Below are 26,812 nucleotides of genomic sequence, written 5' to 3' on the forward strand. Positions count from 1 at the left end.
AATGACCAACCCCGAACGTGGACGGCGAAGGCGAGGGCGTGGCGCTGATGCCGCGCCTGCGACCAACCGCAAGGTCGACTACCGCCAGCTGAGGAATCCATTCCCGGTGATGGAGGTGTTTCCGGCGGATCAGATCGCTGACATGCACGAAACCGCGCTGCGTTTGTTGCAAGAGTTGGGCATCAAGGTGCTGCTGCCTGAGGCGCGGAGCATTTTTGCCAAAGCTGGCGCGCGCGTTGATGTCGATAGCGAAATGGTTTTTATTGGTCGCGACATGGTCGAGGCCGCCGTTGCCTCGGCCCCGAAATCCATCACCTGCCGAGCCGGTGCGTCGCACCGGGATTTCACGCTGGAACTGGGTAGCCTTGTGTTTCAACCGGGGGCAGGGGCCCCCAATGCCACCGATCTGGTGCGCGGGCGTCGCCCGGCGACGGGGCAGGATTATCTGGAGTTCCTGAAACTCACCCATCATTTCGACGTCTTTCAAATGATCTCGCCGCAGGTCGAACCGCAGGATGTCCCAACCCCTCTGCGGCACTATTTCACCACGCAGGCGCAGATGGAGCTGACAGACAAGTTCCCATTCTTCTTCTCGCGCGGGACACCGCAGGTGATGGATTGCTTTGAGATGCTGACGACCGCGCGGGGCCTGTCGGATGACGAATTTAGGACCCACCCGCACAGCTATACGATCATCAACACGAACAGCCCGCGCACGCTGGACATTCCGATGGCGCAGGGGCTGATCGACTTTGCTCGGCACGGGCAGATGTCAATCATCACGCCCTTCACGCTGATGGGGGCGATGGCACCGATCACGGTGGCGGGGGCCATCACCCTGTCCCATGCCGAGGCGTTGGCCGCACTGACCCTGACGCAATTGGCACGTCCCGGTGCGCCTGTGTGCTATGGCACTTTCACCAGCAATGTGGATATGAAATCCGGTGCTCCGGCCTTTGGAACGCCCTCGCATTTTCAGGCCTCACTGGCGGCCGGGCAGTTGGCGCGGCATCTGGGCCTGCCGTGGCGCTCGGCTGCGGGGTCGGCTTCAAACATCAATGATGTGCAGGCGGCAAATGAAAACCAGTTTGGCCTGTGGGGGTGCCTGATGGCCGGGGCGACGGTGATCATTCACTCGGCGGGATGGCTAGAGGGCGGATTGACCGTGTCCTTTGAAAAACTGGTCTGCGACGCCGAAGTGCTGAACATGGTGGCCGAGCTGTGCACCGGGGCGCAGGCTGGCGAGGCTGAAATTGGGTTCGACACCGCGCTAAGCGAGGTCGAGCCCAGCGGACATTTCTTTGCATCCAGCCAGACGATGGACCGCTATAATACCGAATTCTATGAGCCGCATGTCCATGATTATGCCAATTTCGGCACCTGGGCCGAGCGTGGATCGTTGGACGCAAACAGTCGTGCGACCGGTGTATGGAAGGAGATTTTGGCCAATTTTCAGCCACCTGAGCAAAACAGCGACCAGATTGGCGCGCTGAAGGACTTTATTGCCAAACGTACCGAAGAGGGCGGCGCGCCGCCGGAGAGTTAAATGAATACGAAACCCATCCTGCACCGGGACGACCCGGAAGCTGAACCGCTGATCGGAAATGTCAAGGTCACGCGCGACGACTGGCTGAACGTGGCGTTGGATGTGCTAATCTCGGACGGGGTCGATCAGATCAAGGTGATGAATCTGGCGGAACGGATGGCCGTGTCTCGGTCGTCCTTCTATTGGTACTTCAAATCGCGCCAGGAACTGCTGGATGCTCTTCTGGCACGGTGGCAGGCCACCAATACCGCGGCATTGGTCGCGCAGGCCGAAGCTCCGGCAAAGACGATAACCGGTGCGGTGTGCAATGTGCATCGCTGTGTCGTCAATACCGACCTGTTTGACACCGCGCTGGATTTCGCGGTGCGCGACTGGGCGCGCAAATCGGGCAAGGTGCGGCGCGCGCTGGACCAGTCTGACGCCCGACGGTTGCTAGCGCTGCACGCCATGTTTGCCCGCTTTGGCTATTCCGAGGTCGAGGCGGAAACCCGTGCGCGCGTGCTGTATTACATGCAGATAGGATACGATCTGGCGCAGCTGAATGAACCGATGTCCACGCGGATATCAATGGTGCCGCATTATCTATATGTCTTCACCGGGGTCGAGCCGAGGCCAGAGGAAGTAGAAGAATTCAGCGCCTATTCGCGCCATCACTGGAAAGGAGAGCCATCATGAGTCAACCAGATGCAATCATCATCGGAACCGGTGTGATCGGGGCGGCCATCGCATTTGAAATGGCCAAGGCCGGGTGGAAAACCGTATCTCTGGACCGAAACGCTCAGGTTGGCCATGGCTCAACCGCCGGATCCTGCGCGATCATTCGGATGCATTATTCCACCTTTGACGGCACGGCATTCGCCTGGGAAGGCTATCATTATTGGCGCGACTGGGCCGAGTATCTTGGCCTGCCGCAAGGCGCCGATCTGGCCCAATTCCGCGAAACCGGCTGTCTGGTCATGAAGACCGAGGCGAACGGGCTGCTGGAAAAACACATGAAGAACAGCTCCGCGCTGAATTGCCCGTTCGAGGAATGGTCCCCCGAACAGGTCACCGACCGGCTGCCGGTCTATTCGCAGGACAGTTTTGCCCCCGCTCGTCGCATGGATGACCCCGAGTTTGGGCAGCCCAACGGACGCAAGATGCAAGGCGGCGTTTACTGGCCTCAAGCCGGGTATGTCACCGATCCGGCCCTATCCGCACAGAACCTGATGGATGCCGCCAAACAGCACGGGGCCGAAGTGCGGACCGGGGCCGAAGTGGTCGAGATTTTGACTGATGACGGGCGAGTTTCTGGTGTCAGGTTGGCATCGGGAGAAGACATTCATGCGAAAGTTGTGGTTAACGTAGCCGGGCCGGGTTCGGCCATCATCAACGGGATGGCAGATGTTCTGGATGACATGACCATTCAGACCCGCCCCTTGCGCCAAGAGGTCGTTCACGTCCCTGCGCCCGAGGGGTTTGACTTTGAAAATGACGGGACAATCGTGTCGGACAGCGATATCGCCTGCTATTGCCGGCCAGAGCATGGCAACCACATCCTGGTGGGCTCGGAAGACCCCGAATGCGACCCACATCAATGGTGCGAAGATGACGTAACCTATTATCGTGACTTTACCGACCAGTGGACGACGCAAGCGATGCGCTATGCCCAGAGAGTGCCCAGTCTTGGCATTCCTTCCAAGACCCGCGGTGTGGTGGACCTGTATGATGCGTCTACGGATTGGATTCCGATCTATGACAAATCCAGCCTTCCCGGTTTTTATATGGCCTGCGGATCCAGTGGAAATCAGTACAAGAACGCGCCGATTGCAGGCAAGATGATGACGGCGCTGATCGGGTATTGCGAAGACGGCGCGGATCATGACAGTGCGCCGCTACAATTTGAACTGCCCTATATTGGACGCACAATCGATGTCGGTTTCTATTCCCGCAAGCGCCCGATCAACAAAGAAAGCAGTTTTTCCGTTTTGGGCTAGCCGACGCGTCCTGATGCACTAGCATTCACGGGATCGAGTTGAGCCCGGACGCATAATGACCAAATCGAAGAACAAGGTTCTGATCCTCGGCAGCGCCCCCACCGCGCTGCGTGCGCGGGACTGGGCGCGTACGCCGTTCACGCATATCGTCGCTATCAACAATGCCTGGCGGGTCCGCGCAGACTGGGATTTTCTGATCCACCCCGAGGATTTCCCGACCAAGAACATGCCCACATCTGTCAGTGACATCCAGCGTATAGTCACTGCAAATGAATACGTTCCGATACAGAATGGTTTCGGTGGGTTTGTCTATGCCGGGGGAACGATGGCCTTTACCGCCGGATACTGGGCTTTGTCTGCATTACAGCCCTCGGTTCTGGCTTATTGCGGTTGCGATATGATCTATTCCGGACAGGGTCGGACGCATTTCTACGGCAACGGAGCTGCAGATCCGTTGCGATCCGATGTGACCTTGCGACTGCTTGAGGCGAAGTCGGCGCGACTAGGATTGTTTGCTGCGGCGCAGGGCTGTCGCACAGTGCGATTGTTCGAAGGGCCAAGCCGACTGGTTTACCCCTCGGTCGACAGCGAAGATTTGTCTTCGGTCGAGATGCCTTCTACATCGGGGATGGCTGAGATCATACGGTCGGAGTCGGATCTTGGATATTTCGTGGAGTCTGGCCGGTACTGGGAAGTTGAGACCGAGTTCGACCCGCAGAAGATCGATGCCATAGACCAGAGGTGGCTATCGCTCTATCCATCGGCCACTCAGCTCTGAATTGCTGTGGTAATTCTGGTTCAGGCCGCGAATGTCGCCCAGGCCCAGACCATTGCCACATAGGTCAGATTATGCATGCACTGATCCAGCCCGGCTGCCCGCCAAAAGGCTGCCTGGGTTGGCATAAGCTGTTTTTTGTCGGAATAGCTGGCTTTGGCAAAGTCGATGTTGAAATGAACGATCCACTCTAGCCCGGCAATGATTACGATAAACGGCAGCGGGGTGCCGAATACCAAGAAAACCAACACCGACCCAATAACATGTACAGCGGCATGTTGGGCGCGTCCCCAGTGAAAATATTCGCCTCGGCCGGACAGCATCTTAGGCGTCTGGAGGTAAAAATCTGCAAACATATGTTTGATCTGCAATAAGCAGAGCATCAATAACACAGTGCCTAGAGTGGCAGGCAAATGAATCCTCCCGATATCGTCCTGAAGCAAACAGTAGGGGCTAATGTGAGGTTGCGCAAATGAACTTGTTCACATTCGGCAAATATCTGTTCAATTCGGAAACTATTTGCGTCTGCAGGCTTGATTGCGGTAAATTCAGACTGTTGAATTTACGAGAATTTCGTAAAGACCGGGTCAGTGATCCGCAGCAGGGGCAGGTTCCATAGAACGCACGATTTTCCGTTTTATCTGGAAATATTCAAAGCGCGACCAGCTGATTTTGCTGGCCGTAACCACGTCTTTGTTTCCGCTGCTATACCTGACGCTGGAACTGCCCAAGCGCATCATCAATGACGCGATCGGGGCTGCGACCCCTGTTGTTGATGTGCTGGGCTACAGCCTGTCGCAAACGAATTTTCTGATCATATTATGCATTGGGTTTCTGCTCGCCGTTCTGGCGCATGGTTTGATGAAAATGCGCATCAACACCATGAAAGGCGTCCTGAGCGAACGGATGCTGCGCCGATTCCGGTATCAGATGATCAGCCGCGCCTTGAGATTTCCGCAACCCTATTTCGAACGGGTCAGCCAAGGCGAAATGGTGTCGATGATCACCGCTGAAAGCGAGCCGATGGGTGGGCTGATGGGCGATGCCATCAGCCAGCCGGTATTGCAGGCGGGACAGATGATCACGATACTGTCCTTCCTGTTCCTACAGAGCTTTTGGTTCGGGCTTGCTGCCGTTTCCCTGATCCCGTTACAGGCCTGGTTGATCCCAAAGCTGCAGCGCCAGATCAATCTGTTGAACAAAAGCCGCATCCAGGAAGTGCGCGTGCTGGCTGCACAGATTGGTGAAAACGCAGCAGGTGCGTCAACGCTGCGGGCAAATGGCGGCTGGCGGTATCGCCGGGCCATGATCTCGGATCAGCTGGGCCGGTTGTTTGAAATCCGCTTCGATATCTACCAGAAAAAGTTCTTTATGAAGTTCATCAACAACTTCATTTCGCAGCTTACCCCATTCCTGTTCTATCTGGTTGGCGGCATTCTGGTCTTGCAGGGCTCGGTCTCGTTGGGGGCGTTGGTTGCGGCTTTGGCGGCTTACAAGGACCTCAGTTCGCCTTGGAAAGAGTTGCTCACATATTACAACCAGACACAGGATATGTCCTTGCGCTGGGATGTTGTGATCGAACGCTTTGCGCCCTCTGGAATGCAGGACGAAAGCCTGTTCGAAGGCGAGCCCGACAAACATCCCAGGCTGGACGGGGATATTGTTCTGAAACATGCATCTGTTCGTGACATGGACGGGAATCTGGTTCTGGACGACCTCGATCTGACATTCCCAGGCGGTAAAACCATCGGAATCGCTGCGCCCAGCGAAGAAGACCGGCGTGCGGTTTCGGAATTGCTGACCCGAGAGATCCTGCCCAGTTCCGGCAGGGTAACGGTCGGGCAGGAAGATTTGTCAAAGCTGCATCAGGGGGTCATTGCTGCGCGGATCGGTTTTGCCTCATCGCGACCGGTTATGTTTCAGGGAACTTTGGGCGACAATGTGATGATGCCGATGCGTCTTCGTCCTCTGTCGACAGAATCAGACGACCCCGGCTTTGCTGAAACAAGACGAGCGGGCAACAGTACCGACCCGTTTAGAGTTGATTGGCTGGACCCGTCGCTGGCTGGTTTGAACACCGTGGAAGACTTGCGCGACTGGTGGTTACAACTGATCGACGGTCTAGGTTCGGGCGCTGCCCTGTTTCAGCGCGGTGCTGAACAGACATTCGAAGCCAACGAGCACCCCGAGTTGGTCAGAAAACTGGTTGAACTACGGCCCAAAGTTCAGGAGGCGGTAGTCAAGGCTGGGCTGCAACAGCAGGCTCTGATCTTTGACCGCAATGCATATAATGCGGCCTTGCCGGTCGCGGAAAACCTGCTTTTCGCGACACCCTGCGTTCCGGTCACTCAGGAAATACTGACCCGTCAGGGCGTGTTTTTGGGGCAGCTGCGCGAGCTGGGCTTGGACGAAACCCTGGTCGGCCTGACGCGCGATGTCATTGATATGTTGCGCCAGATCTTTGGGTTGGACGGCACGGACCACCCGTTGTTCCGCAAGCTTGGCTTGCAGGCCGAAGTCTACGAAGCTGCCGTCGAACTAGTAGAGCGCACCCGAAACGAAGGTGTCAGCGGTCTGGATGATGGGCAACTGGCCAACCTTCTGGCGGTTCCGTTTGTCATCTCGGCAGAACAGATTGGCCCCGCGTTTACGGATGAATTGAAAAACCGCATACTTGAATTGCGGCAAAGCCACTCCGAAAAGCTGCTGCAACATCTGAATGATGTCTTCGTGCCGCTGAAGGAAACCGAGTTTGCCCCCGGTCTGACCGTGATGGAGAACGCTTTGTTCGGTAAGGTCAGCCAGATCGGCGGCGCGCGATCAGATGAGGTCCGTAAGCTGATCGTTGATGTCCTTTCTGAAAACGGAGCCCGACCTTTGGTGGTCGAGCTGATTTACGATGTACCGGTCTCGCTGGGCGGGCAGAACCTGCCTGCGGTTTTCGCCGAACCTTTGGCCTTTACGCGGGCTACGATCAAGAAACCCGACATTCTGATCCTTGATAATGCCTTGGCAAGCTATGACATGGAAACTCAGATTGCGGTCTATAAGAACCTGCGCGCCCTATTGCCAAATGCGACGGTGATTTATCTGAACGATCAGTACGAAAACCCTGACGTATTCGACATGTTCATAGAAATAAGGCAAGGTCGTGTGGTTTCAGACGAAGGACCCGCCGACGTGGAAGAAGATAGCGCAGCATCAGCCGATTTGGCGCGCAAGCTTCGTGCGCTGGAACAGACGCCGCTGTTTTCCGGTCTTGACCGCAGGCAGCTGCGCCTTCTGGCATTTGGTGCGCGCTGGTTCCAGGCTCAACCGGGAGAGGTGGTGTTCCTGAAAGACGACCAGCCCACCGATGGGGCCTATGTCGTTTTGGAAGGCGAGGCAGGCCTGTATTTGCCGCAACCAGAAGGTCCCGATCAACTGATCGCAACGGTTGGCTCCGGCGCATTGGTCGGAGAGTTGGGGTTGATCCGAAAGGAACCCCGCGCCCTGAGCATGATTGCGGAAACCGACCTGTCTTGTCTGCGTATCGGTGAGGAAGAATTCCTGGCCGTGGTCGAAAACGATGCCGCAACCGCTTTCAAGCTGATGCAGGTGATCGCCGGCTATGTTTCGAACTAGGGGTTGGCTTCAGGTTTGCAGAACAGGTCGTATAGCAGCTGGATGACTTTCGCTGTATTTCCGTCCTGCAGGGAATAGTAGATGGTTTTGCCATCGCGCCGTGTCGACACCAGCTGTTCTTCTCGTAGGCGTGCCAACATCTGACTGACTGCGGCCTGCCGGATTTGCAGCAGTTTTTCCAGCTCACCAACCGATTTCTCGCCATCACCCAGATGGCACAAAATCATCAGGCGGCCTTCATGCGCCAGCGTCTTAAGGTACGCGGCGGCACGTGCTGCACTTTCCTGCATGCCGGGCGGAGTTTCGTCCGAATTCAGTGTTTCGTGGTCTTGAACTGTCACGTGCGTATTGGTTCCAAACTTGGCTTTGGCGCAATATGACTCAGAATTTCAGTACTTGTCACCCCTTTGCAGCAGGGGCACCGCCCTGAAAGGCGTTGCCGTTGGCATAGTCGCAAGGTTCTTCCTGCATCTGAAGATGCAACCCATCGCCGGTATAGGGGTGTGAGCGGGCCAGATCTTCGTCCACTTCGATCCCCAACCCTGGCGCATTCGGTGCCACGACAAAGCCATTTTCAACGCGCAGTGAACCTTTGATCAAAGCGTCGTGATACGGCGTATCAATGGTTTCCAGCAGCAGCAGATTTGGGATTGAGGCTGCCAGATGGATGTTGGCGGCCCATTCAACTGGACCAGCATAGAGATGCGGAGCCATTTGGGCGTTGAATATCTCGGCCATGGCTGCGACTTTCTTCATCTCCCATATCCCACCTGCACGCCCAAGGGCGGGTTGCAGGATTTCTGCTGCACCTGCGCGCAAAACTGCACCGAATTCGGCTTTGGTGGTCATGCGTTCCCCGGTTGCCACGGGTATTCGCACGTTGCGAGCGACGCGGGCCATGTCTTCGATCATGTCAGGTGGGGTAGGTTCTTCGAACCAAAGCGGTGAATAGGGTTCCAGCGCCTGACCCAGCCGGATTGCGCCTGCGGTGTTGAACTGACCGTGGGTGCCAAACAACAGGTCGGCCCTGTCGCCGACCGCTTCACGGATCGCTTTGCAAAAGGCAACTGACATCGAGATGTCGGACATAGCAGGCATATGCCCGCCACGGATCGTGTAGGGACCAGCGGGATCAAATTTTACTGCCGTGAAGCCGCGGCTCACCATTTCAGCTGCACATTCCGCGGCCTGGTCGGGCGAAGTCCAAAAGTCGGCCAGGTCATGCCGGGGCAGGGGGTAAAGGTAGGTGTAGGCCCGGATGCGTTGATTAACCAGCCCACCCAAAAGCGCATAAACCGGACGGTCGCGATCTTTACCCAGAATGTCCCAACACGCGATTTCTAGCCCTGAAAACGCACCCATTACGGTCAGGTCGGGGCGCTGGGTAAAACCGCTGGAATAGACGCGGCGGAACATAAGCTCGATGTTCTCGGGGTTCTCGCCGAGCATATGCCGTTCAAAGACATCCCGGATTACATGACACATAGCTTCAGGTCCAATGGATGAAGCATAGCATTCGCCCCAACCGGTGACGCCTGTGTCGGTGGTAACCTTTACCAGTATCCAGTACCGGCCACCCCAACCCGGAGCAGGGGGGGCCGTGACAATGATATCGAGATCCTGCAGTTTCATAGGATATACTCCAGCCGGGGCTGCTTAGGCCCTGTCAAACATGATGACGTTTCGTTTGGCCGATCCGGTTTTGGTATCCGCAATCGCCTCGTTGATTTGCGACAAGGACCAGCGGCCCGAGATCAGTTCATCCAGCCTCAGCCGCCCCTGTTCATACAGGTCGATCATCCAGGGAATATCACGTTGGATCACCACATCCCCCATCTTTGACCCGATCAGCCCCTGACCAAGTGCGGCCAGGACAACAGGTTCATAGCTTGCCATGTCGCCGGAATGGGGCATCCCGATCATGATGGCCTTACCGCCTCGGCCAAGATAGCGAACGGCCTGGTCATAGGCCGGGATTGCACCGACTGTGATCAGCACGGCATCGGCCCCTCGACCGCCAAGTGCGCGGTAAGCTGCCTTCCATGGTGCGTCCAAAGTGGCCAGAACGCCGTGGGTTGCACCAAATTCCTTTGCAATGGCCAGTTTGTCCTCGGTCATGTCGACCGCAACGATACGCCGGGCACCCGCAATCCGTGCGCCTTGTATGGCGTTCAGGCCAACGCCTCCGGCCCCGATCACGACGACATCCTGACCCGGGCGCAGACCGGCGGCATTCACGGCAGCGCCCACACCGGTGATTACCCCGCAAGACAGCAGACTAGCCACATCCTTTGGCAGGGCCTCGGGAATTCTCACGATCTGCCGGTGGCTGACCACGACTTTTTCGGCAAAAGCCCCGCACGCCATTGCTTGCTCCAGCGGGCCCCCGTCAGCGGTGCGCAACGGACCTTTTACAGTGTCGTGGGGTGTTTCACATAAGGTTGGCTTGCCACCCGCGCAGGAGGGGCAGGAACCGCATGCACGGATAAGCGTCACCACGACGGAATCGCCAACCTCGAACCCTTCGGTCATGCCGCCCGTTGCGGTGATCACACCCGCTGCCTCATGGCCATAAACAGCGGGCAGGAATCCACCCCAGGCGCCGCTGGCGAAAGAAATGTCGGAATGGCAGATCGCAACTGCATCCAGGGTGACCTCGACTTCGCCGGCGGCGGGCGGGGCGATCAGCACGTCTTCTATGACCAGGGGTTTGTCGAATGCCCGACATACGGCCGCCTTGATGGATTGCATGTTGTCCTCGTATTCGGTTTGAATCACGGTGGCGCGGTTCGGAATGTCCTGCAAGGCCGAAACCGTCATCGTCATGTCGTTGTTATGCAGAAATGGGGCGAGATCTGTAAAAGAGGATAAGGCCGACAATCATAAGGCACATGGCCAGAAGAAACGGCGCGCCGGGAAAATAGATGGCGGTGCCGGGCTTTGCGAACCAGGCAAATACGCTGCTCATGACCAGAGGGGAAATCACCATGGAAAGCGCGTGCAGTGAAGTTAGCACGCCCTGAAGCTCTCCTTGTTGCGAATCTGGTGTTGCGCGCGAGGCTAGAGCCTGGATTGCCGGGGTTGCGACTGCGCCGATAGCCGTGATCGGGATCAGCATCAGCGCGATTATTCCATTAGTCAGAAAAGCCAGAAGCAGAAAGCTGACAATCTCGAACACCATCCCGAGAAGGATTGTTACGCGTTCGCCGAGAAAACGTGTGGCGGGGCGTATCAATCCGCCCTGAACCGCGGCCATTCCAATTCCATAAAGACCCAGCGACACACCAATCATCTGGGGTGACCATCCAAAACGCTCGGCGGTGAAATAGGCCCAAATGGCCGGATAGACGTAGATTGAGACTGAATAGAGGAAATAGACCCACAACATCGGACGGATTCCCGGCAGCGCCGCGATGGCACGCAATGAATTCACGGGGTTAGCGCGGCGCAGGCTGAACGGGCGCCGGTTCTTATCGGTCACCGTTTCAGGCATCACCATCAAACCGACGCCGAATGTTATGGCCGAAAGCGCTGCGGCAGCCCAGAAGGGCGCACGGGTTCCATATTCGCTCAGCAATCCGCCGATGACCGGACCCAGGACAAAGCCAACCCCGAATGCCGCCCCTAACAGACCGAAGTTCGCAGCTTTTTCGTGGGGTTTCGACACATCCGCCATGAACGCCGCGGCGGTGGAATGAGTTGCGGCTGTGATCCCGCCGACGATCCGACCGGCAAGTAATAGCCAAATACTGCCAGCAAGCGCCATGACCACATAGTCCAGCGACATAACAAACAGCGATACCAACAATACACCCCTGCGCCCGAAAGCGTCAGACAGGTTGCCCAGGATCGGTCCAAAGATAAATTGCATCGCTGCAAAAGCGGTGCTTAGGACGCCGCCCCAGATCGCCGCGCTGGCCAGCGTACCACCCTGAACATCAATAATGAGCTCGGGCATAATGGGCAGCACAAGGCCAATCCCCATTGCATCAATCATGACAGTGGCAAGAACAAACAGGAAAGGTAAGCGCATGGGAACCGACAAAGAAAGTTTCGGGCACCCTATCGGGGGTCAGGTTCAGAGGAAAGCCGCAAGATTTCGCAGATCAGTCAAGAGTATCAAAGCCCTGCGCGATGTCGTCCAATAGATCGGCCAGTTTTTCAGGGTGCGAAAAGAATGGCGAATGAGAGCTTTGGATGGAATGGCGCATTCCCTCGGGCATGCTGAGGCTCATGATGTGCTGGTATTCAGGCGGGATGGTATAGTCGTCGAGTGTTCGGATATATGCTTTGGGCATATCCTGAAAATGTGCTGTCAGGGTAAGCCGTGCCTCCTGAGGTGCAATGGCCTGCGGGCAAAGCCGAGCCAGCGCATAAAGCAGGACCTCTTCCGGGCAGTCGTGGTAAAACAAGGCCTTCACGCTATCGGGTTTGACCGTATAGGACAGCCCGTCAGTCGATTTTTCGACGGCATCAACTATTGTTTGCCGCGGTGATTTCCGGCGCATCTCGACCATCGACAATCCGTTCTCGGGGACGTAGGCGGACAGGAAAACAAGTCCGCGCATCGCATCCGGTCTCAATTCGGCGGCGGCACTAATGGGGTATCCCCCCCAAGAATGGCCGACGATGATCGTATCCGATCTGCTCGCAGCCAGAACGGCGTTCCGGCAACTGTCCAGGGTCACCTGGTCGATCGACGTCGGGTCAGATCCGTGGCTGGGCATATCAATTGCGCGGACCGAATGGCCGCGTGTTTCAAGTGCTGGGATCAAGTCTCTCCAACACCAGGCACCATGGCATGAGCCATGGACCAACAGAAAATCCGCCAAAGCAATGCTCCTTCAGATATGACCGATGCCAGTCAAAAAGTCTTTTAGTAGGGCCGCGTATTCAATGGGTTGTTCGACGCAGGGCAGATGGCCCGCTTTGCGTATCAATTCGAAACGGGCACCGGGAATAAGATCAATGGTTTCTTTTACTAGATCCGGCGGGGTAGAGCCATCCTCACTGCCCGCAATGCCCAAAGTCGGCAAACGCAGGCCACTTGTTGGCGTGTAAAAATCGGTTCCGGAAATGGCGGCGCAACATCCCAGATAGCCTTCAACAGGTTGCCGCACCATCATGTTGCGCCATAGCAGGTGCTGGGGCGACGCGTGGAATGCCCGCGAGAACCAGCGCTCCATAGTTGCGTCGGCTAGCATTTCGATGCCGCCGATCCGGACGGCTTCCATACGGTCCGCCCAAATCGCCGGGGTGGCTATTTTGGCCGCTGTATTTGATAGAACCAGCCCGCGAATCAAATCCAGGCGTTTGACGGCCAGACCCTGCGCGATCATCCCGCCGATGGACAGACCGACAAAAACGCAATCTCGGACCTTTAGGTGATCCAGAAGGCCTTCGGCATCGCGGATCAGCGCCCCCATCGAATAGGGCGCCTGAGGCGCCGAGGACAGGCCATGCCCGCGTTTGTCGTATCGAATGACTCGCAGCCCATCAGGCAGGTATGGCAGCATCGCATCCCACAGGCGCAGATCGGTGCCCAGCGAGTTCGCGAATACGATCGGCGCGCCTTGTGGGGCGCCGTCGATCCGGTAATGAAGCTGTACATCCCCAAGGTCAGCTATCTGCATAAAAATCCTTTGTCTTTGCATGCTGAACTGACACGCTGCCGGAACCGACGGCGGTTGTCAGGTCAGGAACTCCATAGCTTTGGCAAAGACGTCCGGGTCCGCATTGCCACCCGATGCGACAATGATAACGGCGTCTCCTTGAATTTCGGACCTGCGAAACAACGCTGCGGCCAGGGAAACCGCACCGCCCGGTTCCAGCACGATCTTCAGGCGCAGAAAGGCCAAAGCCATGGCGCGCATCGACTCTTCTTCGGTCACAGACAGGCCGGGACCGCACAGCCGTTGCAGGATCGGAAAGGTGATGTCGCCGGGTTGCGGGGTCAGAATGGCGTCGCAGATATTGCCAGATGTGGCCGCGTTGTTCTTTATTCGTCCCAGTGCCAACGAGCGTTTGACGTCGTCAAACCCTTCGGGCTCGCAGGGGCGGGCGCGCAGACCGGGTGCGTGCCCCTCGAGCGCAAGCGCAATACCCGAGGTCAACCCCCCGCCGCCGCAACAGACCAGCACATCAGCCTGTTCGACGCCCAGCACAGCCGCCTGGCGCGCGATTTCCAACCCGGTTGTGCCTTGCCCGGCTATCACAAGCGGTTCATCATAGGGGCGGATCAGGGTCAGGCCACGCTTGGCCGCCACGGCCTCCCCGATTTCTTCGCGGCTTTCATTGGAGCGGTCGTACAGAACCACCTCGGCCCCCAGAGCGCGCGTGTTGTCGATTTTGAGCTTTGGGGCATCCGAGGGCATGATGATAACAGCCGAAATACCATGCCGTGCGGCGGCATAAGCCACGCCCTGAGCATGATTGCCCGAGGAATAGGCGATCACACCTTTCTTTCGGTCTGCTTCACTGAGGCCCGAAATGGCCGACCACGCCCCGCGAAACTTGAAACTGCCGGTGTGCTGCAGGCATTCCGGTTTTACCAACACGCGGCGACCCGCGATTTCATCCAAAAACGGAGAGGTCAGGATTGGTGTTTCTCTGACGTGCCCTTGCAGACGCAGGGCTGCGGCTTCGATCATTTCAAGTGTGCTCATGCCGCGTCCAGTACTTCGCGAATAACGCCCAATGATTGAGGTTCGTCCAGAAACGGCACGTGTCCGCGATCGGGCACGGTAGCCGAGATCAACCCCGGATGCCGGTTCTGCATCTCGGCCAATGTCTGCGCGCTCAGAAGATCGGAATTTTCACCGCGAATGACACCCGTTGGGATGTCGTGCAGGGCCTCGAAGAATATCCACATATCCGGGATTGCCCCGGCTGCGGCCTGTTCCAGCAGCGCTGTGCGCAGGGCCGGATCATAGCGCAGGGTCAAACCCTCTGTCGTTTCCTGATTTTGAAATTCAGCCATCTGCCGCCATCTTTCCAGCGAAATCCCTGGAAACTGCGGGCCCATCATGTGCTGAAGCGCGTGCGCGGCCTCGTCATAGGTTTTCGAGACCGGTTGTTTGCCGACATATTCCATTATTTTGGCGATGCCCGATGGGTTAAAGACCGGACCAACATCATTGAGCACAACAGCCGCCAGCCGCTTTGGGTGGGTGGTGGCCAAGGTCATCGCGATCAGGCCTCCACGTGAGGTCCCAATCACGGTCACCTGATCCAGGTCAAGATGATCCAGCAGATCGATCACGTCTTGAGATTCGCGTAACAGGCTATAGTTCCCGTGATCCGAGTCATGCTCGGACTGCCCGCGCCCGCGATAATCCATCGCGATCATCCGCCAATCGGTCATGTGCGGGGCAAGAAATGAGAAATCCCGGCTGTTTCGGGTAAGGCCAGCCAAACACAGGATCGGCCTGCCGCTGCCGGTGTCTTCGAAATAGAGGTGTTTGCCGTCGTTGGTCGAAAAAAAGGGCATCAGAATCCTGCAAGTTCCGGAATGGATGTCAGGTCGGACAGTACATGCGTTGGCTGCCATGGCAACCGATCCATTGGTTCGTTCGCACGGTTGACCCAGGCAGTGACGAAACCATAGCCACTGGCCCCCGCCGCGTCCCAGCCATTTGAGCTGACGAACAAGACTTCGTCGCGCTCGCAGCCGAACCTCTGTGCGACCAGATCATAAACCTTGGCATGCGGTTTGAAGACGCCGACGCTTTCGACCGACAGAACATCATCGAGAACGCCGCTTATCCCTGCGGATTGAACCGCACCATCCAGCATCGGCGGTGATCCGTTCGACAAGATCGCAGTCTGCATCCCGCCGGCCTTAAGGGTGGCCAGCATTTCGGGAACCTCGGGATATGCCTGCAATTCCCAGTAGAGATCAAGCAGGCGCTGGCGTAGGGCCGGGTGCTGGTCCAGCCCCGTTGCCTCTAGTGCCCAATCCAGACCGTCTTGGGTGACGTCCCAGAAATCTGCATGTGCATCGGCCACCGCACGCAGCCAGGTGTATTGCAACTGTTTCAGGCGCCAGTGATTGGCCAGATCCGGCCATTTCTGCTGTAACGCCTCAAAGCCGGGTTCTGATGCAGCTTGCCTTGCGGCTGCGGCCACATCGAACAACGTGCCGTATGCATCAAAAATGCAGGTTGTGATCGGCATCAATTCCCCTCCGTTCATTCGGTGCAGGTTTGCAAAAGTGCTAAGGGTTTACAATGTTGCTTCATTGCCTAGGTTTGACCGCTCAATTTTTTATCGGCCGGAGGCCAAAATGACAGCGATAAAACAGGGCGACACAGTTCGCATCCACTATACCGGTACGTTGCAGGACGGGAATGTCTTTGACAGTTCACAAGGGCGCGATCCACTGGAATTCGAGGTGGGGTCCGGGCAGATTATTCCCGGATTGGACAGTGCAATGCCTGGTCTGGTGGCCGGGGACAAAAAACGTGTCGAGATCGCCTGCGTTGATGCTTATGGGCCGATCAATCCCGAAATGCGTCAGAGCATACCACGCGAAGGTATTCCGGACGACATCCCGCTTGAACCCGGCACCCAGTTGCAGATGCAAACGCCCGAAGGGCACGCATTGCCGGTAACTGTTGTCGAGGCTGATGAGGTGACCGTCACGCTGGACGCGAACCATCCTCTGGCCGGAAGGGACCTGATTTTCGAAATCGAAGTGGTTTCGGTGAATTGAGTTCCGTGATCTGGATCAGCCTGAAAACAGGCTGGTCCATGATGCAAAGATCTCGCGTACATGCGGCTGAGTGAAGAATACAAACAGCATCAGCAGCATTGTTAGGGTCATCAAGGCGACGCGGCCCCTAAACCCCAGAAAACCCGGTTTTCGGCGGGAAACCCGCTTGCTGCTGGCGATGATTTGCTCTGCTTTGTTCATGCAACTATCCCTGCCTGCGAAAGATGGTCAAATCTTGGCACTGACAGGGAAAGAAATGGTCACATATGGTCCGGTTGAGGCATTCCCAGAACGTGGAAGCCACCATCAACACGAATAACCTCGCCCGAGGTGCAGGCCCCCGCATCCGAAGCCAGATAAACCGCGGTGCCGCCGACAGCCTCAAGCGTGGCATTGCTGCGCATCGGAGCGTTCTGGTCGCAGAACTTGAAGGTCTTGCGGGCCCCACCGATGGCCGCCCCGGCCAGTGTTTTCATCGGACCCGGAGAGATTGCGTTCACCCGGATTCCGTCAGGTCCAAGATCGTTGGCCAGATAACGGGTCGCTGATTCCAGCGCAGCTTTGGCCACACCCATTACGTTGTAGTTGGGCACAACCCGGTTAGACCCCTGATAGGTCAGCGTCAGGATCGTACCGCCGTTTTCTTTCATCATCGGATAGGCGCGGCGGGCCACTTCGATCAGCGAATAGGCCGAAATATCCATCGAATTCTTGAAATTCGCCCGGCTGGTGTCCAGGAACCGGCCTGTAAGCTCGGACTTGTCGGAATAGGCGATGGCGTGGACCACAAAATCAATGGTCGGCCAGCGCTGGGCCAACTCGTCAAAGGCACGATCCAGCGACTCATCATCAGTGACGTCCGCATCGACCATGAAATCGCTGCCAAGGCTTTGCGCCAGCGGTTCCAGCCGCTTTCCGAATGCCTCGCCCTGATAGGTGAATGCCAGTTCGGCGCCCGCTTCGTGCATGGCCTTTGCGATGCCCCATGCGATCGAACGGTCATTCGCCACGCCCATAACGAGGCCGCGTTTGCCTTTCATTAGATCTGACATTCCATTCACCCGTTATACTTTGAAAGAACCATGGACCCGTTCGTCCCACCAAAGCCGAAGCTGTTGGTCATGACGCTGTCCAAACCTGCATTTTCAACTAGCTGAGTTGCAATTTCTCCGGGCTGGATGCCCTCGGCAAGCGTGTCGACGTTGATCGACGGCGTTATAAAATCATGTTCCAGCATCAAAAGGCAGAAAATAGCCTCCAGCGCGCCAGCCGCACCTTGTGCGTGGCCTGTCATCGACTTGGTCGAGGAAATCGGCGGCACGCTACCCTCGCCAAAAATACGGCGCACAGCTTCGACTTCGCCGACATCTCCGACCGGGGTCGAGGTGCCATGGGCATTGATGTAGTCGACCTTGCGGCCTTCGGGCAGGGTGTCCAGCGCCAGACGCATGGCGCGTTCGCCACCTTCGCCAGAGGGGGCTACCATGTCGTGACCGTCGGAGGTTGCTGCAAAACCCGTCACTTCAGCATAGATTTTGGCGCCGCGTGCCAATGCGTGTTCCAGATCTTCCAGCACGACAATACCGCCTCCGCCGGATATTACGAACCCGTCGCGGTCTTGGTCGAATGCACGAGAAGCTTTTTCGGGCGTATCGTTGTATTTCGACGACATGGCACCCATTGCATCGAACAGACAGGACAAGGTCCAGTCCAGCTCTTCCCCGCCGCCCGCGAACATTATATCTTGTTTGCCCATCATGATCTGCTCTGCGGCATTGCCGATGCAATGCAACGAGGTCGAACAGGCCGAAGTGATCGAGTAATTGATGCCCTTGATCTTGAAGGCGGTCGCAAGGTTGGCCGAAATGGTTGAGCACATGCATTTAGGAACTGCAAACGGGCCGATCCGCTTGGTCGCGCCGTTTTTCAGAACGGTCTGATGCGCAGTCAGCATGGCGCTGGTCGACGGTCCGCCCGATCCGGCGACAAGGCCGGTACGTGGGTTGGCAACCTGGTCTTCGGTCAATCCTGAATCGGCAATCGCCTGGCTCATCGCGATATGCGCATAGGCCGCTCCGGGACCCATAAAGCGCAGGGTGCGCTTGTCCACATGTTCGCTAACGTCGATTTTGAGCGACCCGGCGATCTGGCTGCGAAAGCCATGTTCGACCATCTGGTCATTGGCCACGATGCCGGACTTGCCGGCCTTGAGTGAGGTCAGAACCTCTTCGGCATTGTTCCCGATGGAAGAGACAACTCCCAAGCCGGTGACAACTACTCGACGCATGTGCGTGCTCCTTATTTGGGGCCGGTCAGGCTCAGGCTTCGGACAGAACTACTTTCATGTCCTTGACATCGTAAATCATCTCACCGTCGGCTTCGACGATACCATCTGCGACACCCATAGTCAGGCGGCGGGTCTGGATTGCTTTCTTGAAGTCGATTTTATAGGTCAGCATCTTGCGGTCCGGGCGTACCATACCTGTCAGCTTGACCTCGCCCACTCCAACGGCCATGCCGCGCCCTTGCCAGCCGCGCCAGCCCAGGTTGAATCCGGTCAGCTGCCACAAACCGTCCAGGCCCAAGCAGCCGGGCATGATCGGGTTGCCGGGGAAATGGCAATCAAAGAACCAAAGGTCGGGCGTAATGTCGAATTCAGCGAGAATATGACCTTTGCCATGGGCGCCACCATCGGCCGAAATCTCGGTGATCCGATCCATCATCAACATCGGCGGGGCGGGCAACTGTGCGTTCCCGGGGCCGAATAGTTCGCCGCGGGCGCATTTCAGCAGATCGTCCTTGTCAAAGCTGCTTGGGAATTGGGCCATTCTGCGCCTCTCCTGCCAGGGGTCTTTCCATCTAATTTGGTCTCGTCTAGCACCCGTATGCAAGGTCCTGCAAGAGCAGTGGCCTACATCATGTTGTGTTTACATTATTCTCTGCGAATGAAATTCATTTGAAATTACCTGACTACAGCACTTATATATACCTCAGCAACAAATTGGTATTGGACTGATGACAGCAGATTGCCAGAGCATAGCCACAGGTTGGTTGGTTCACGCCGGATTGCGTCCGACGCGTCAGCGCGTAGCTTTGGCAGAGCTGCTGGTCGGTGATGGCCGCCATCGCCACGTCACCGCCGAAAGCCTGTTTGAATCGGCCAAACAGAACGGAGATGCTGTTTCTCTGGCGACGGTTTACAACACGTTGCGCGCCTTTTGCGATGCCGGGGTTCTGCAAGAAATTACCGTTGACGGATCGAAAAGCTATTTCGACACCAACACGCATGATCATCCGCATTTCTATTGGGAAGATGAGGGCCGGCTCAGCGATGCTCCGTCCGAACAGCTGGTCATCCAGCGTCTGCCCGACGCGCCTGAAGGGGTTGAGATCGCGTCAGTCGACGTTGTGATCCGTCTGCGTAAAAAGTAAACTTACGTCATCAGTCCGGTCAGGATGTGCTGTGCCTTTTCGCTATGCGGATCCAAAGGGCCTGTTCCATGCCGTGCCACAACAACGGGTTCTGCTGCGATTTCATCTGACACAGGTATGCTGACCAACGGCATCCCGTCATAGCTGGTCTTGGCAGGAATGTTAGCATAGCTGATGGCAACGCCTTCGCCATGCGCCGCGAGGCTGCGTTGGATCTCGGGCGACGCGGCCCGATGTGCGACATTGGGGTTCTGCCCAAGTTGACGGAAGAGACTCAGGAAATGCTGCGCAGATAGTCCCTCGTTCGATAGGATCAGGGGGTAGGCCACTACATCCTGCAATGATACCTGCGCCCGATTGGCCAAGGGGTGGCCTTTTGTCATAACCGCGATTGGTCGATTGGTGAACAAGGTGGTCGTGGAAAAGGCCGCATCCAGTGTCAGGCCATAAGTCAAGGCAAGGTCGATCTCACCATTGACGAGGCCGGAAATCAGGCCCTGAAATTCGTCTACGCGATATGTGATATCAACTTCGGGCATGTTCTGTCGCAGGCTATGCAAAGCCTTTGCCAGCAGGAAAGGCGCGAGGTCGTCGAAACAGCCCAGACGCAGGCGCGTGGTTGCGGTCCCGTCTGTTCCAGAATTTTCCAAACGTGCGGCACGTGTCAGCAGGGCCTCGGCGTTTTCAATAAAGCTGCGTCCCTGCGGTGTCAGCGCCATAGCCGCTCCGCGCTTTCGGATAAACAGCGGATAGCCCAACTGGTCTTCGACCCGGGTTAGCGCATTCGACAGGGCTGGCTGCGAAACATTTAGATGCAACGCTGCAGCAGACAGGCTGCCATGCCGTCCGATGGCGCAGACATATTCATATTGGCGTAGGGTAACGTATAACATAAGGTTAACTATACATTTCAAAGATATTATTTGAATAGATGAAAATTTCATGAGCAAATTCAGGTTAAATTCGAACGGAGGCGCAGATGGCACACCCCCTGGTTACGCAAGAGATGATTGACACATACCAACAGGACGGCGTGGTTCTGATCAAAGGTTTGTTCGCCGACTACGTGGATACGCTGCGTGACGGCATCGCGGCCAATATGGCTGAACCCGGACCATATGCGTCTGACAACCAAAAACAGGGCGAAACCGGTCTGTTCTTTGATGATTACTGCAACTGGTCGCGTATCGAACAGTTCCAGAACGTGATCCACAATTCACCGGCAGCCGAGGTCGCAGCGGATCTGATGCAGTCGCAAACCGTACAAATGTTCCATGACCATGTTCTGGTGAAAGAACCAGGCACGTCGATGGCAACGCCGTGGCACCAGGATGGGCCATACTATTTCGTCGAGGGCAGTCAGACGATCAGTTTCTGGTCGCCATTGGACCCGGTGACACAGGCCACCCTTCGTTGTGTGGCAGGTTCACATAGATGGGAGAAAGAGGTTCTGCCCACGCGTTGGGTCTCGGAAGAAGGGTTTTTCGCGGATGAAGGCCAGTACATCCCCATTCCCGACCCCGATGCCGAAGGTATGAGGGTGGTTGAATTCGAGATGGAACCCGGTGACGCGGTTGCCTTCAACTACCGTACGCTGCATGGCGCGCGTGGAAACCAGTCTGACAGCCGCCGCCGTGCTTTTTCCTTGCGGTTGGTTGGGGAGGATGCGCGATATGTGGAACGTCCGGGGCGCACTTCGCCTCCGTTTCCGGGCCACGACATGCAGCCCGGGCAGCGTTTGCGGGAAGATTGGTTCCCGGTTCTGCTGCGACGCTGAGCTGCCTAGAACCACTGCCCCGATTCGATGAGCCCCAGTTCCAACAGCTGCTGAGATGACCACTGGAACCGAGCCGAGTTGCGCCAGCGGAAACTGGGGATGTCGAAGGTCGACCCCGCGTTGCTTTTAAGCGCCTTGGCTGCGCGGAAGGAGCAGATCGCCGCCGTCAGATTGTGGTGCCAGGGGCAGGAATAGGTGTTGTACTCGGGCTCATTGAACGTGTGGTCGGGCAGTAACAACAGATCATTTCGCGATTTGAACAACCCGATTCTGTCGATGCGGCGGCGTTCATAGGGGATGTGATCTTCGAACCGCCAGCGCAATCCGCCGGATATGTCCAGCTGTCTTTCCAGCGGGTGTCCTTCAGCGTTGTGTCGGGCATGTGCGTAATACCCGGTGCTGTCCAGCATGGCTTGGTCAGGGGCAACCCCGTTTGGAAAGGCGCCCAAGTCATCAGCATACAGGTCGATCACATGGGTTAGCATGGCGTTTCGGCGTTCTTCGGTGTGAAAGGCCAGCAACTCGCCAATCGTGCGCGTTTCGCAGAAGGGGAAGAACAGGTATTCAGCGTTATAGCAGTAATACATCCAAAGGTCAGGAGCGGCCTGGATGACCTGATTAACCGTGTCAAAGACGACGGTTCTTGGTGCGCAGGTCAGTGTCACTCTGTGGATACGCTCGGTCAGTTCAGGATCCAGCGTAAAGGCTTCGGGCATGAACACGATCAGTGACTTGAAGCCAAGGTTCAGATGGTGCCGGATGGTACCGTCGATCTCGACATCGTCTTCGGCGAAGATCATCGCAACCGGACCTTTGGCCAACGCGGCCTTGCCGGATTGAAGGAAAGAAGTGAGACTGTCGTACTGCATTGCCTGTCCGGCCCCGTCCATCTGGAGTTTTCGGCCAAAATCGGGTAATCGCGCTGGCATTGCAAGCGGCGTTCGTTGGGTATAGATGACGCCGATCCCGCGAACGCAAAGGCCCAACCCCATGTCAGAACCCAAAAAGCTGTACATCAAGACCTATGGTTGCCAGATGAACGTCTATGACAGCGAGCGTATGGCCGAGACCCTGGGGGGGCAGGGCTATGTCGAAACCCAGAGCCCGGATGACGCGGATATGATTCTGCTGAACACCTGTCACATCCGGGAAAAAGCAGCCGAAAAGGTCTATTCCGAGCTGGGGCGTTTCAAAGGGTTGAAAGCCGAAAAACCCGATCTCAAGATCGGGGTCGCAGGCTGCGTCGCGCAGGCCGAGGGCGAAGAAATCATGCGCCGCCAGCCCCTGGTCGATCTGGTGGTTGGCCCGCAAAGCTATCACCGTCTGCCTGAGATGGAAGCCAAGACGCGCGAAGGCGCCAAGGCACTGGACACGGATTTCCCCGAAGAGGACAAGTTCGAAAAGCTCAAGAATCGTCCCAAAGCCAAACGTGGCCCCACCGCTTTTCTGACCGTTCAGGAAGGCTGCGATAAATTCTGTGCCTTCTGTGTCGTGCCCTATACCCGAGGCGCCGAAGTCAGCCGTCCGGTGGACCGTATCGTCCGCGAGGCACAGGATTTGGTCGAACGTGGCGTGCGTGAGATCACTCTGCTGGGTCAGAACGTCAACGCCTATCACGGTGCTGGACCGAACGGCGACATGACGCTGGCGGGACTGATCTGGGAGTTGAACAAGGTCGACGGGCTAGAGCGCATCCGCTTTACCACGTCGCACCCGAATGACATGGCCGACGACCTGATCGAGGCGCACGGCACCTGCGAAAAACTGATGCCCTATCTTCATTTACCGGTCCAGTCGGGTTCGGATCGCATTCTGAAGCGGATGAACCGCAGTCACACAGCCGAAAGCTATTTGCGTCTGATCGAGCGTATCCGCGCTGCGCGTCCGGATATTGTCATGTCTGGTGATTTCATCGTTGGGTTCCCTGAAGAAACCGACGAAGATTTTCAGGCCACCATGGATTTGGTCGAGCAGGTCAAATACGGCTACGCCTATTCGTTCAAGTATTCGACGCGCCCGGGAACGCCCGCAGCCGAGCGGTCTCAGGTTGATCCTGGGGTGGCGGATGACCGCCTACAGCGGCTGCAGGGATTGATCACGCGTCATCAGCGCGAAATTCAGGATGCCATGGTTGGACGCAAAGTCCGCGTTCTGTTCGAAAAAACCGGCCGGTTGCCGGGACAGATGGTGGGAAAATCTGAATATCTTCATTCGGTTCACGTCTCTGATGCGGATGTGGAAATCGGCGCGTTGCGGGACGTTTTGATCATCGGATCAGGTGCGAATTCTCTGGCGGGGCGGTTGCTCTGACCCGTCCTTTATCTGTGATGCGGATACCATCGCTGGTATTTGTTTCCAAGATTTACCCTTGATTTATCACTTGGAATTATGTTCCGAGAAAAGTCAGGTTTTTTCGGGGCCTAGGCTAACGCCTCCTGAAACGGCATATCAGTGCTGATCCTGGTGTCGGATCGGGATGACGGAGGGTGCGAGTGAAAAATTTGAGATTTAGTGCAGGGTCTAATATCAGGGTTGCCCTTCCCGCAATGGCCGCGTTGTTTCTGGTACTCAATTCCGCTGCCGCAGGGAATCTGGATCCGGATTTATCTGAACCGCCGGTAATATCGTCAGCACGTTATGGCAGCGATGTTAGCGCCTTCTATCTGGGCTTGACAGCCGGCTATTCGACCAGCGGCTCGGACCGCTTTGGCCTGACGACGCCTACAGATACGTTTGCTGTCGGCGAATTGGACCTCACCGGCAGTTACGGTGGTATTCGGGGCGGTTGGCGCGGTCTTCTGCCCGCAAAAGGCGGGCGTGACTACGTCTATGGGGTCGAGTTGGGCTATGATTTCGGATCTCTGGACGATGAAGTGTCGACGCAGATCGGAACCTCAGTCGTCAATGGCGGTTCAGAGATTTCGGATGTCATCTCAATTCGCTTCCGGAACGGTCTGACAAACCCAAGTGGCAGAGTGTTATACTTTATTTCCGTTGGTTACGTGCATGGCGATATAACCACGACCAGTTCGATTACATCCGGGGCAACAACCCAGTCCTTTCAGGATAAAGACAGTCGAAAAGGGTTCTCGGCCAGCATTGGCGCCGAGCGCAAACTGAATGAGAACTGGTCGATCACTGGGGAATATGAATACGTCCGGTTCGATTCTGAAACCGTCGAATTTGACAACGGGTTTACGACCAAATCGACGCCCCGTTACCGTGGTTTGCGGTTTGGCCTGAACTATCAGTTCTAGGTTTGCCTGTATGGAACGTTCGCGGTGCCTCCAACTTGATCGGCGGTTTTACCATTCTGTACGGAAAATTTGAATCTCTGGCTTGCGCCCACCAAGAAATGTTGTCTACGCTTGGGGTGAAACGCCCAGACAGGAGAGCGGATTGGCCATTGGTGCCCTGAACCCACCGCAAAATGAAACGCCCCAGCGGGAAGCGTTTGTTGAATTTCCAGACAATCGGTTATTGATAGATCTTTGCGGCGAATATGACCGCAACCTGACCGAAATCGAACAGAAGCTGACCGTGCAGATCGTGCGCCGTGGCAACCAACTGGTTGTCATGGGTGACGACGAATCCCAAAAACAGGCGATCGAAGTTCTGCAAGCGCTGTATACCCGCCTGGAAGGTGGTCGTGACGTAGAAGCAGCGGATGTAGACCGCGAACTTCGCATGGGCGGGTCGGAGACAGGAACCGGCAGCCGGGATGGCGATCAGCTTGAGATGTTTAAGGGTGGTTCGGTTGAGATCAAAACCCGCAAAAAGCTGGTCGAGCCGCGTACTGACGCCCAGAAGGTCTATGTTCAGTCCTTGTTCAACAATGAGCTGGCCTTTGGCATAGGTCCGGCGGGCACAGGTAAGACCTATCTGGCCGTGGCCGTTGGCGTATCGATGTTTATCGGCGGGCATGTCGACCGCATCATCCTCAGTCGTCCCGCCGTCGAAGCGGGCGAAAAGCTGGGATATCTACCTGGCGACATGAAGGACAAGGTCGATCCCTATATGCAGCCGCTCTATGATGCGCTGAATGATTTTTTGCCCGGGAAACAACTGGCCAAGCTGATCGAGGAAAAGCGCATCGAGATTGCACCTCTGGCGTTCATGCGTGGCCGTACGCTCGCGAACGCCTTCGTTGTGCTGGATGAGGCGCAGAACGCCACGACCATGCAGATGAAAATGTTCCTGACCCGTTTGGGCGAAGGCAGCCGCATGGTCATAACAGGCGACCGGTCACAGGTTGACCTGCCGCGCGGAGTTCAGTCGGGATTGGCGGATGCAGAACGGCTGTTGAGCACGATACCAAATATCAGCTTCAACTATTTCACCTCCAAGGATGTTGTCCGGCACCCACTTGTCGCCGCGATCATCGAAGCGTATGAGGCCGATACGGGCCGTGAAACGGGTTGATCTTCTGGGTCCCGGTATCGGGATTTTGGACATGGTGGCATGAACCTGGAACTATCGGTTGAAGACCCGCGCTGGGACGGGCTCGAATTTTTGGCAGAGCGCGCCACAAGGGCGGTTTTGGATCATTGCGATCTTGATGCGGACCAGTGTGAGGTTAGCCTGCTGGGATGCGACGATGCACGGATCGCCCAGTTGAACACGGAATTCCGCGAAAAGGCGTCACCGACCAATGTGCTTAGCTGGCCAGCCGAAGATTTGGCTGCGGATTCCGCCGGGCAGACTCCGATACTCCCTGAACCCGATTTCTCAGGGGAAATTGCTCTGGGCGATATCGCGATTTCTTATGATACTTGTGCTCGCGAGGCGGCGGAGGCAGGGAAAAACATGGATGATCATGTCACACATCTGATCGTTCACGGCCTGTTGCATTTGCTGGGTTATGATCACATTCGTGATCTCGACGCCACGCTGATGGAGGGTGTTGAGGTGGAGATACTTGGCAAACTGGGTATTGATGACCCATATAATGCTTAGAGCGAGCCTTTCG

The 26,812-nt window shown here is 56.6% G+C and carries 28 protein-coding genes; 12 read left to right on the forward strand and 16 right to left on the reverse strand.

Annotated features, from left to right (window positions below; all coding sequences use genetic code 11):
* The first annotated feature begins 1 nt into the window (after position 1).
* The 4 genes from AC2FFB_RS17175 to AC2FFB_RS17190 are packed head-to-tail and all read left to right on the forward strand — an operon-like array spanning position 2 to position 4,300.
* Complete coding sequence (locus tag AC2FFB_RS17175) at positions 2 to 1,546, forward strand: trimethylamine methyltransferase family protein (RefSeq protein ID WP_281973450.1); 1,545 nt, start codon at positions 2 to 4, stop codon at positions 1,544 to 1,546.
* A complete protein-coding gene (locus AC2FFB_RS17180; protein WP_282022267.1) occupies positions 1,547 to 2,221 on the forward strand; it encodes a TetR/AcrR family transcriptional regulator in 675 nt (224 codons plus the stop codon). It abuts the gene before it with no gap.
* Positions 2,218 to 3,522, forward strand: coding sequence for an NAD(P)/FAD-dependent oxidoreductase (locus AC2FFB_RS17185; protein WP_496694538.1), 1,305 nt, complete (start codon positions 2,218 to 2,220; stop codon positions 3,520 to 3,522). The genes AC2FFB_RS17180 and AC2FFB_RS17185 overlap by 4 nt, the downstream gene beginning before the upstream one ends.
* A 55-nt stretch (positions 3,523 to 3,577) precedes the next feature.
* Positions 3,578 to 4,300 (forward strand): hypothetical protein, encoded by a 723-nt coding sequence (locus AC2FFB_RS17190; protein WP_142639393.1) that lies wholly within the window; start codon positions 3,578 to 3,580, stop codon positions 4,298 to 4,300.
* Positions 4,301 to 4,320: 20 nt separating this feature from the next.
* Here AC2FFB_RS17190 and AC2FFB_RS17195 read toward each other — a convergent pair whose 3' ends face one another.
* Positions 4,321 to 4,710: a DUF3307 domain-containing protein gene (locus AC2FFB_RS17195; protein WP_416383939.1), complete on the reverse strand. Its 390-nt coding sequence runs from the start codon at positions 4,708 to 4,710 to the stop codon at positions 4,321 to 4,323.
* Positions 4,711 to 4,924: 214 nt separating this feature from the next.
* Here AC2FFB_RS17195 and AC2FFB_RS17200 point away from each other — a divergent pair, with 214 nt between their 5' ends.
* Complete coding sequence (locus AC2FFB_RS17200) at positions 4,925 to 7,921, forward strand: ABC transporter transmembrane domain-containing protein (protein WP_416383940.1); 2,997 nt, start codon at positions 4,925 to 4,927, stop codon at positions 7,919 to 7,921.
* On the opposite strand, the gene AC2FFB_RS17205 is transcribed toward AC2FFB_RS17200, so the two are convergent.
* The 9 genes from AC2FFB_RS17205 to AC2FFB_RS17245 all read right to left on the reverse strand — a co-directional run bounded on the left by AC2FFB_RS17205 (position 7,918) and on the right by AC2FFB_RS17245 (position 16,096).
* On the reverse strand, positions 7,918 to 8,211 hold the full coding sequence (locus AC2FFB_RS17205) for an ArsR/SmtB family transcription factor (protein ID WP_142639497.1): 294 nt from the start codon (positions 8,209 to 8,211) through the stop codon (positions 7,918 to 7,920). The genes AC2FFB_RS17200 and AC2FFB_RS17205 overlap by 4 nt on opposite strands.
* Positions 8,212 to 8,320: 109 nt before the next feature.
* Positions 8,321 to 9,553, reverse strand: coding sequence for a mandelate racemase/muconate lactonizing enzyme family protein (locus AC2FFB_RS17210; RefSeq protein ID WP_496703535.1), 1,233 nt, complete (start codon positions 9,551 to 9,553; stop codon positions 8,321 to 8,323).
* A gap of 24 nt (positions 9,554 to 9,577) precedes the next feature.
* Complete coding sequence (locus AC2FFB_RS17215) at positions 9,578 to 10,672, reverse strand: zinc-binding dehydrogenase (RefSeq protein ID WP_496875232.1); 1,095 nt, start codon at positions 10,670 to 10,672, stop codon at positions 9,578 to 9,580.
* Positions 10,673 to 10,754: 82 nt separating this feature from the next.
* The gene (locus tag AC2FFB_RS17220; RefSeq protein ID WP_496714065.1) at positions 10,755 to 11,954 is read right to left on the reverse strand and encodes a TCR/Tet family MFS transporter; all 1,200 of its coding nucleotides are present in this window, start codon (positions 11,952 to 11,954) and stop codon (positions 10,755 to 10,757) included.
* A gap of 73 nt (positions 11,955 to 12,027) precedes the next feature.
* The gene (locus AC2FFB_RS17225; RefSeq protein ID WP_496690369.1) at positions 12,028 to 12,753 is read right to left on the reverse strand and encodes an alpha/beta fold hydrolase; all 726 of its coding nucleotides are present in this window, start codon (positions 12,751 to 12,753) and stop codon (positions 12,028 to 12,030) included.
* 12 nt (positions 12,754 to 12,765) lie between these two features.
* Positions 12,766 to 13,554: a 3-oxoadipate enol-lactonase gene (gene pcaD, locus AC2FFB_RS17230; protein ID WP_281973454.1), complete on the reverse strand. Its 789-nt coding sequence runs from the start codon at positions 13,552 to 13,554 to the stop codon at positions 12,766 to 12,768.
* A gap of 57 nt (positions 13,555 to 13,611) precedes the next feature.
* Positions 13,612 to 14,586 (reverse strand): threonine ammonia-lyase, encoded by a 975-nt coding sequence (locus tag AC2FFB_RS17235; RefSeq protein WP_281995901.1) that lies wholly within the window; start codon positions 14,584 to 14,586, stop codon positions 13,612 to 13,614.
* The gene (locus AC2FFB_RS17240) at positions 14,583 to 15,410 is read right to left on the reverse strand and encodes an alpha/beta fold hydrolase (RefSeq protein ID WP_496694535.1); all 828 of its coding nucleotides are present in this window, start codon (positions 15,408 to 15,410) and stop codon (positions 14,583 to 14,585) included. The genes AC2FFB_RS17235 and AC2FFB_RS17240 overlap by 4 nt, the downstream gene beginning before the upstream one ends.
* Complete coding sequence (locus AC2FFB_RS17245) at positions 15,410 to 16,096, reverse strand: haloacid dehalogenase type II (RefSeq protein ID WP_496729389.1); 687 nt, start codon at positions 16,094 to 16,096, stop codon at positions 15,410 to 15,412. The genes AC2FFB_RS17240 and AC2FFB_RS17245 overlap by 1 nt, the downstream gene beginning before the upstream one ends.
* A 109-nt stretch (positions 16,097 to 16,205) precedes the next feature.
* On the opposite strand from AC2FFB_RS17245, the gene AC2FFB_RS17250 reads away from it, so the two are divergent.
* Positions 16,206 to 16,634, forward strand: a complete 429-nt coding sequence (locus AC2FFB_RS17250) for an FKBP-type peptidyl-prolyl cis-trans isomerase (RefSeq protein ID WP_142639411.1) — start codon at positions 16,206 to 16,208, stop codon at positions 16,632 to 16,634.
* A 15-nt stretch (positions 16,635 to 16,649) separates the two neighbouring features.
* On the opposite strand, the gene AC2FFB_RS17255 is transcribed toward AC2FFB_RS17250, so the two are convergent.
* The 4 genes from AC2FFB_RS17255 to fabA are packed head-to-tail and all read right to left on the reverse strand — an operon-like array spanning position 16,650 to position 19,462.
* Positions 16,650 to 16,835 (reverse strand): hypothetical protein, encoded by a 186-nt coding sequence (locus tag AC2FFB_RS17255; protein ID WP_142639413.1) that lies wholly within the window; start codon positions 16,833 to 16,835, stop codon positions 16,650 to 16,652.
* Between the two features lie 59 nt (positions 16,836 to 16,894).
* Complete coding sequence (locus tag AC2FFB_RS17260) at positions 16,895 to 17,686, reverse strand: enoyl-ACP reductase FabI (RefSeq protein ID WP_271951566.1); 792 nt, start codon at positions 17,684 to 17,686, stop codon at positions 16,895 to 16,897.
* Between the two features lie 5 nt (positions 17,687 to 17,691).
* The gene (gene fabB, locus AC2FFB_RS17265; protein WP_281973459.1) at positions 17,692 to 18,921 is read right to left on the reverse strand and encodes a beta-ketoacyl-ACP synthase I; all 1,230 of its coding nucleotides are present in this window, start codon (positions 18,919 to 18,921) and stop codon (positions 17,692 to 17,694) included.
* Positions 18,922 to 18,952: 31 nt separating this feature from the next.
* Complete coding sequence (gene fabA / locus AC2FFB_RS17270; protein ID WP_142639419.1) at positions 18,953 to 19,462, reverse strand: bifunctional 3-hydroxydecanoyl-ACP dehydratase/trans-2-decenoyl-ACP isomerase; 510 nt, start codon at positions 19,460 to 19,462, stop codon at positions 18,953 to 18,955.
* A 187-nt stretch (positions 19,463 to 19,649) separates the two neighbouring features.
* Between fabA and irrA the strand changes: the two genes are divergently transcribed.
* Positions 19,650 to 20,066 carry an iron response transcriptional regulator IrrA gene (gene irrA, locus AC2FFB_RS17275; protein ID WP_142639421.1) on the forward strand — a complete coding sequence of 139 codons (417 nt, stop codon included), beginning with the start codon at positions 19,650 to 19,652 and terminating at the stop codon, positions 20,064 to 20,066.
* A gap of 2 nt (positions 20,067 to 20,068) precedes the next feature.
* Here the strand turns inward: irrA and AC2FFB_RS17280 are convergent, their stop codons facing one another.
* Positions 20,069 to 20,959 carry a LysR family transcriptional regulator gene (locus AC2FFB_RS17280; protein WP_281995897.1) on the reverse strand — a complete coding sequence of 297 codons (891 nt, stop codon included), beginning with the start codon at positions 20,957 to 20,959 and terminating at the stop codon, positions 20,069 to 20,071.
* Between the two features lie 86 nt (positions 20,960 to 21,045).
* Here AC2FFB_RS17280 and AC2FFB_RS17285 point away from each other — a divergent pair, with 86 nt between their 5' ends.
* Complete coding sequence (locus tag AC2FFB_RS17285; protein ID WP_271951572.1) at positions 21,046 to 21,843, forward strand: phytanoyl-CoA dioxygenase family protein; 798 nt, start codon at positions 21,046 to 21,048, stop codon at positions 21,841 to 21,843.
* 5 nt (positions 21,844 to 21,848) lie between these two features.
* Here AC2FFB_RS17285 and AC2FFB_RS17290 read toward each other — a convergent pair whose 3' ends face one another.
* Entirely contained in the window at positions 21,849 to 22,712 is an 864-nt protein-coding gene (locus AC2FFB_RS17290) for a glycosyltransferase family protein (RefSeq protein WP_271951621.1), read from the reverse strand.
* A 121-nt stretch (positions 22,713 to 22,833) separates the two neighbouring features.
* Here AC2FFB_RS17290 and miaB point away from each other — a divergent pair, with 121 nt between their 5' ends.
* The 4 genes from miaB to ybeY all read left to right on the forward strand — a co-directional run bounded on the left by miaB (position 22,834) and on the right by ybeY (position 26,799).
* Entirely contained in the window at positions 22,834 to 24,153 is a 1,320-nt protein-coding gene (gene miaB / locus AC2FFB_RS17295) for a tRNA (N6-isopentenyl adenosine(37)-C2)-methylthiotransferase MiaB (protein ID WP_496694533.1), read from the forward strand.
* Positions 24,154 to 24,389: 236 nt separating this feature from the next.
* Positions 24,390 to 25,100, forward strand: a complete 711-nt coding sequence (locus tag AC2FFB_RS17300; protein WP_496875224.1) for an outer membrane protein — start codon at positions 24,390 to 24,392, stop codon at positions 25,098 to 25,100.
* A gap of 142 nt (positions 25,101 to 25,242) precedes the next feature.
* Positions 25,243 to 26,265: a PhoH family protein gene (locus tag AC2FFB_RS17305; protein WP_142639428.1), complete on the forward strand. Its 1,023-nt coding sequence runs from the start codon at positions 25,243 to 25,245 to the stop codon at positions 26,263 to 26,265.
* Between the two features lie 39 nt (positions 26,266 to 26,304).
* Positions 26,305 to 26,799: an rRNA maturation RNase YbeY gene (gene ybeY / locus AC2FFB_RS17310; protein ID WP_142639430.1), complete on the forward strand. Its 495-nt coding sequence runs from the start codon at positions 26,305 to 26,307 to the stop codon at positions 26,797 to 26,799.
* The last annotated feature ends 13 nt before the right edge of the window (positions 26,800 to 26,812 follow it).

The organism is Ruegeria sp. YTSA219 (assembly GCF_059609985.1).

What these genes read in the sequence shown, in the direction of transcription:
- AC2FFB_RS17235 (WP_281995901.1), bottom strand. Translation starts at nt 14,586, where the DNA reads ATGAGCACACTTGAAATGATCGAAGCCGCAGCCCTGCGTCTGCAAGGG.
- AC2FFB_RS17280 (WP_281995897.1), bottom strand. Translation starts at nt 20,959, where the DNA reads ATGTTATACGTTACCCTACGCCAATATGAATATGTCTGCGCCATCGGA.
- AC2FFB_RS17180 (WP_282022267.1), top strand. Translation starts at nt 1,547, where the DNA reads ATGAATACGAAACCCATCCTGCACCGGGACGACCCGGAAGCTGAACCG.
- AC2FFB_RS17300 (WP_496875224.1), top strand. Translation starts at nt 24,390, where the DNA reads ATGGCCGCGTTGTTTCTGGTACTCAATTCCGCTGCCGCAGGGAATCTG.
- ybeY (WP_142639430.1), top strand. Translation starts at nt 26,305, where the DNA reads ATGAACCTGGAACTATCGGTTGAAGACCCGCGCTGGGACGGGCTCGAA.
- pcaD (WP_281973454.1), bottom strand. Translation starts at nt 13,554, where the DNA reads ATGCAGATAGCTGACCTTGGGGATGTACAGCTTCATTACCGGATCGAC.
- AC2FFB_RS17240 (WP_496694535.1), bottom strand. Translation starts at nt 15,410, where the DNA reads ATGCCCTTTTTTTCGACCAACGACGGCAAACACCTCTATTTCGAAGAC.
- AC2FFB_RS17285 (WP_271951572.1), top strand. Translation starts at nt 21,046, where the DNA reads ATGGCACACCCCCTGGTTACGCAAGAGATGATTGACACATACCAACAG.
- AC2FFB_RS17245 (WP_496729389.1), bottom strand. Translation starts at nt 16,096, where the DNA reads ATGCCGATCACAACCTGCATTTTTGATGCATACGGCACGTTGTTCGAT.
- miaB (WP_496694533.1), top strand. Translation starts at nt 22,834, where the DNA reads ATGTCAGAACCCAAAAAGCTGTACATCAAGACCTATGGTTGCCAGATG.
- irrA (WP_142639421.1), top strand. Translation starts at nt 19,650, where the DNA reads ATGACAGCAGATTGCCAGAGCATAGCCACAGGTTGGTTGGTTCACGCC.
- AC2FFB_RS17175 (WP_281973450.1), top strand. Translation starts at nt 2, where the DNA reads ATGACCAACCCCGAACGTGGACGGCGAAGGCGAGGGCGTGGCGCTGAT.
- AC2FFB_RS17250 (WP_142639411.1), top strand. Translation starts at nt 16,206, where the DNA reads ATGACAGCGATAAAACAGGGCGACACAGTTCGCATCCACTATACCGGT.
- fabB (WP_281973459.1), bottom strand. Translation starts at nt 18,921, where the DNA reads ATGCGTCGAGTAGTTGTCACCGGCTTGGGAGTTGTCTCTTCCATCGGG.
- AC2FFB_RS17220 (WP_496714065.1), bottom strand. Translation starts at nt 11,954, where the DNA reads ATGCGCTTACCTTTCCTGTTTGTTCTTGCCACTGTCATGATTGATGCA.
- AC2FFB_RS17255 (WP_142639413.1), bottom strand. Translation starts at nt 16,835, where the DNA reads ATGAACAAAGCAGAGCAAATCATCGCCAGCAGCAAGCGGGTTTCCCGC.
- AC2FFB_RS17185 (WP_496694538.1), top strand. Translation starts at nt 2,218, where the DNA reads ATGAGTCAACCAGATGCAATCATCATCGGAACCGGTGTGATCGGGGCG.
- AC2FFB_RS17205 (WP_142639497.1), bottom strand. Translation starts at nt 8,211, where the DNA reads ATGCAGGAAAGTGCAGCACGTGCCGCCGCGTACCTTAAGACGCTGGCG.
- AC2FFB_RS17210 (WP_496703535.1), bottom strand. Translation starts at nt 9,553, where the DNA reads ATGAAACTGCAGGATCTCGATATCATTGTCACGGCCCCCCCTGCTCCG.
- AC2FFB_RS17290 (WP_271951621.1), bottom strand. Translation starts at nt 22,712, where the DNA reads ATGCAGTACGACAGTCTCACTTCTTTCCTTCAATCCGGCAAGGCCGCG.
- fabA (WP_142639419.1), bottom strand. Translation starts at nt 19,462, where the DNA reads ATGGCCCAATTCCCAAGCAGCTTTGACAAGGACGATCTGCTGAAATGC.
- AC2FFB_RS17190 (WP_142639393.1), top strand. Translation starts at nt 3,578, where the DNA reads ATGACCAAATCGAAGAACAAGGTTCTGATCCTCGGCAGCGCCCCCACC.
- AC2FFB_RS17215 (WP_496875232.1), bottom strand. Translation starts at nt 10,672, where the DNA reads ATGCAATCCATCAAGGCGGCCGTATGTCGGGCATTCGACAAACCCCTG.
- AC2FFB_RS17260 (WP_271951566.1), bottom strand. Translation starts at nt 17,686, where the DNA reads ATGTCAGATCTAATGAAAGGCAAACGCGGCCTCGTTATGGGCGTGGCG.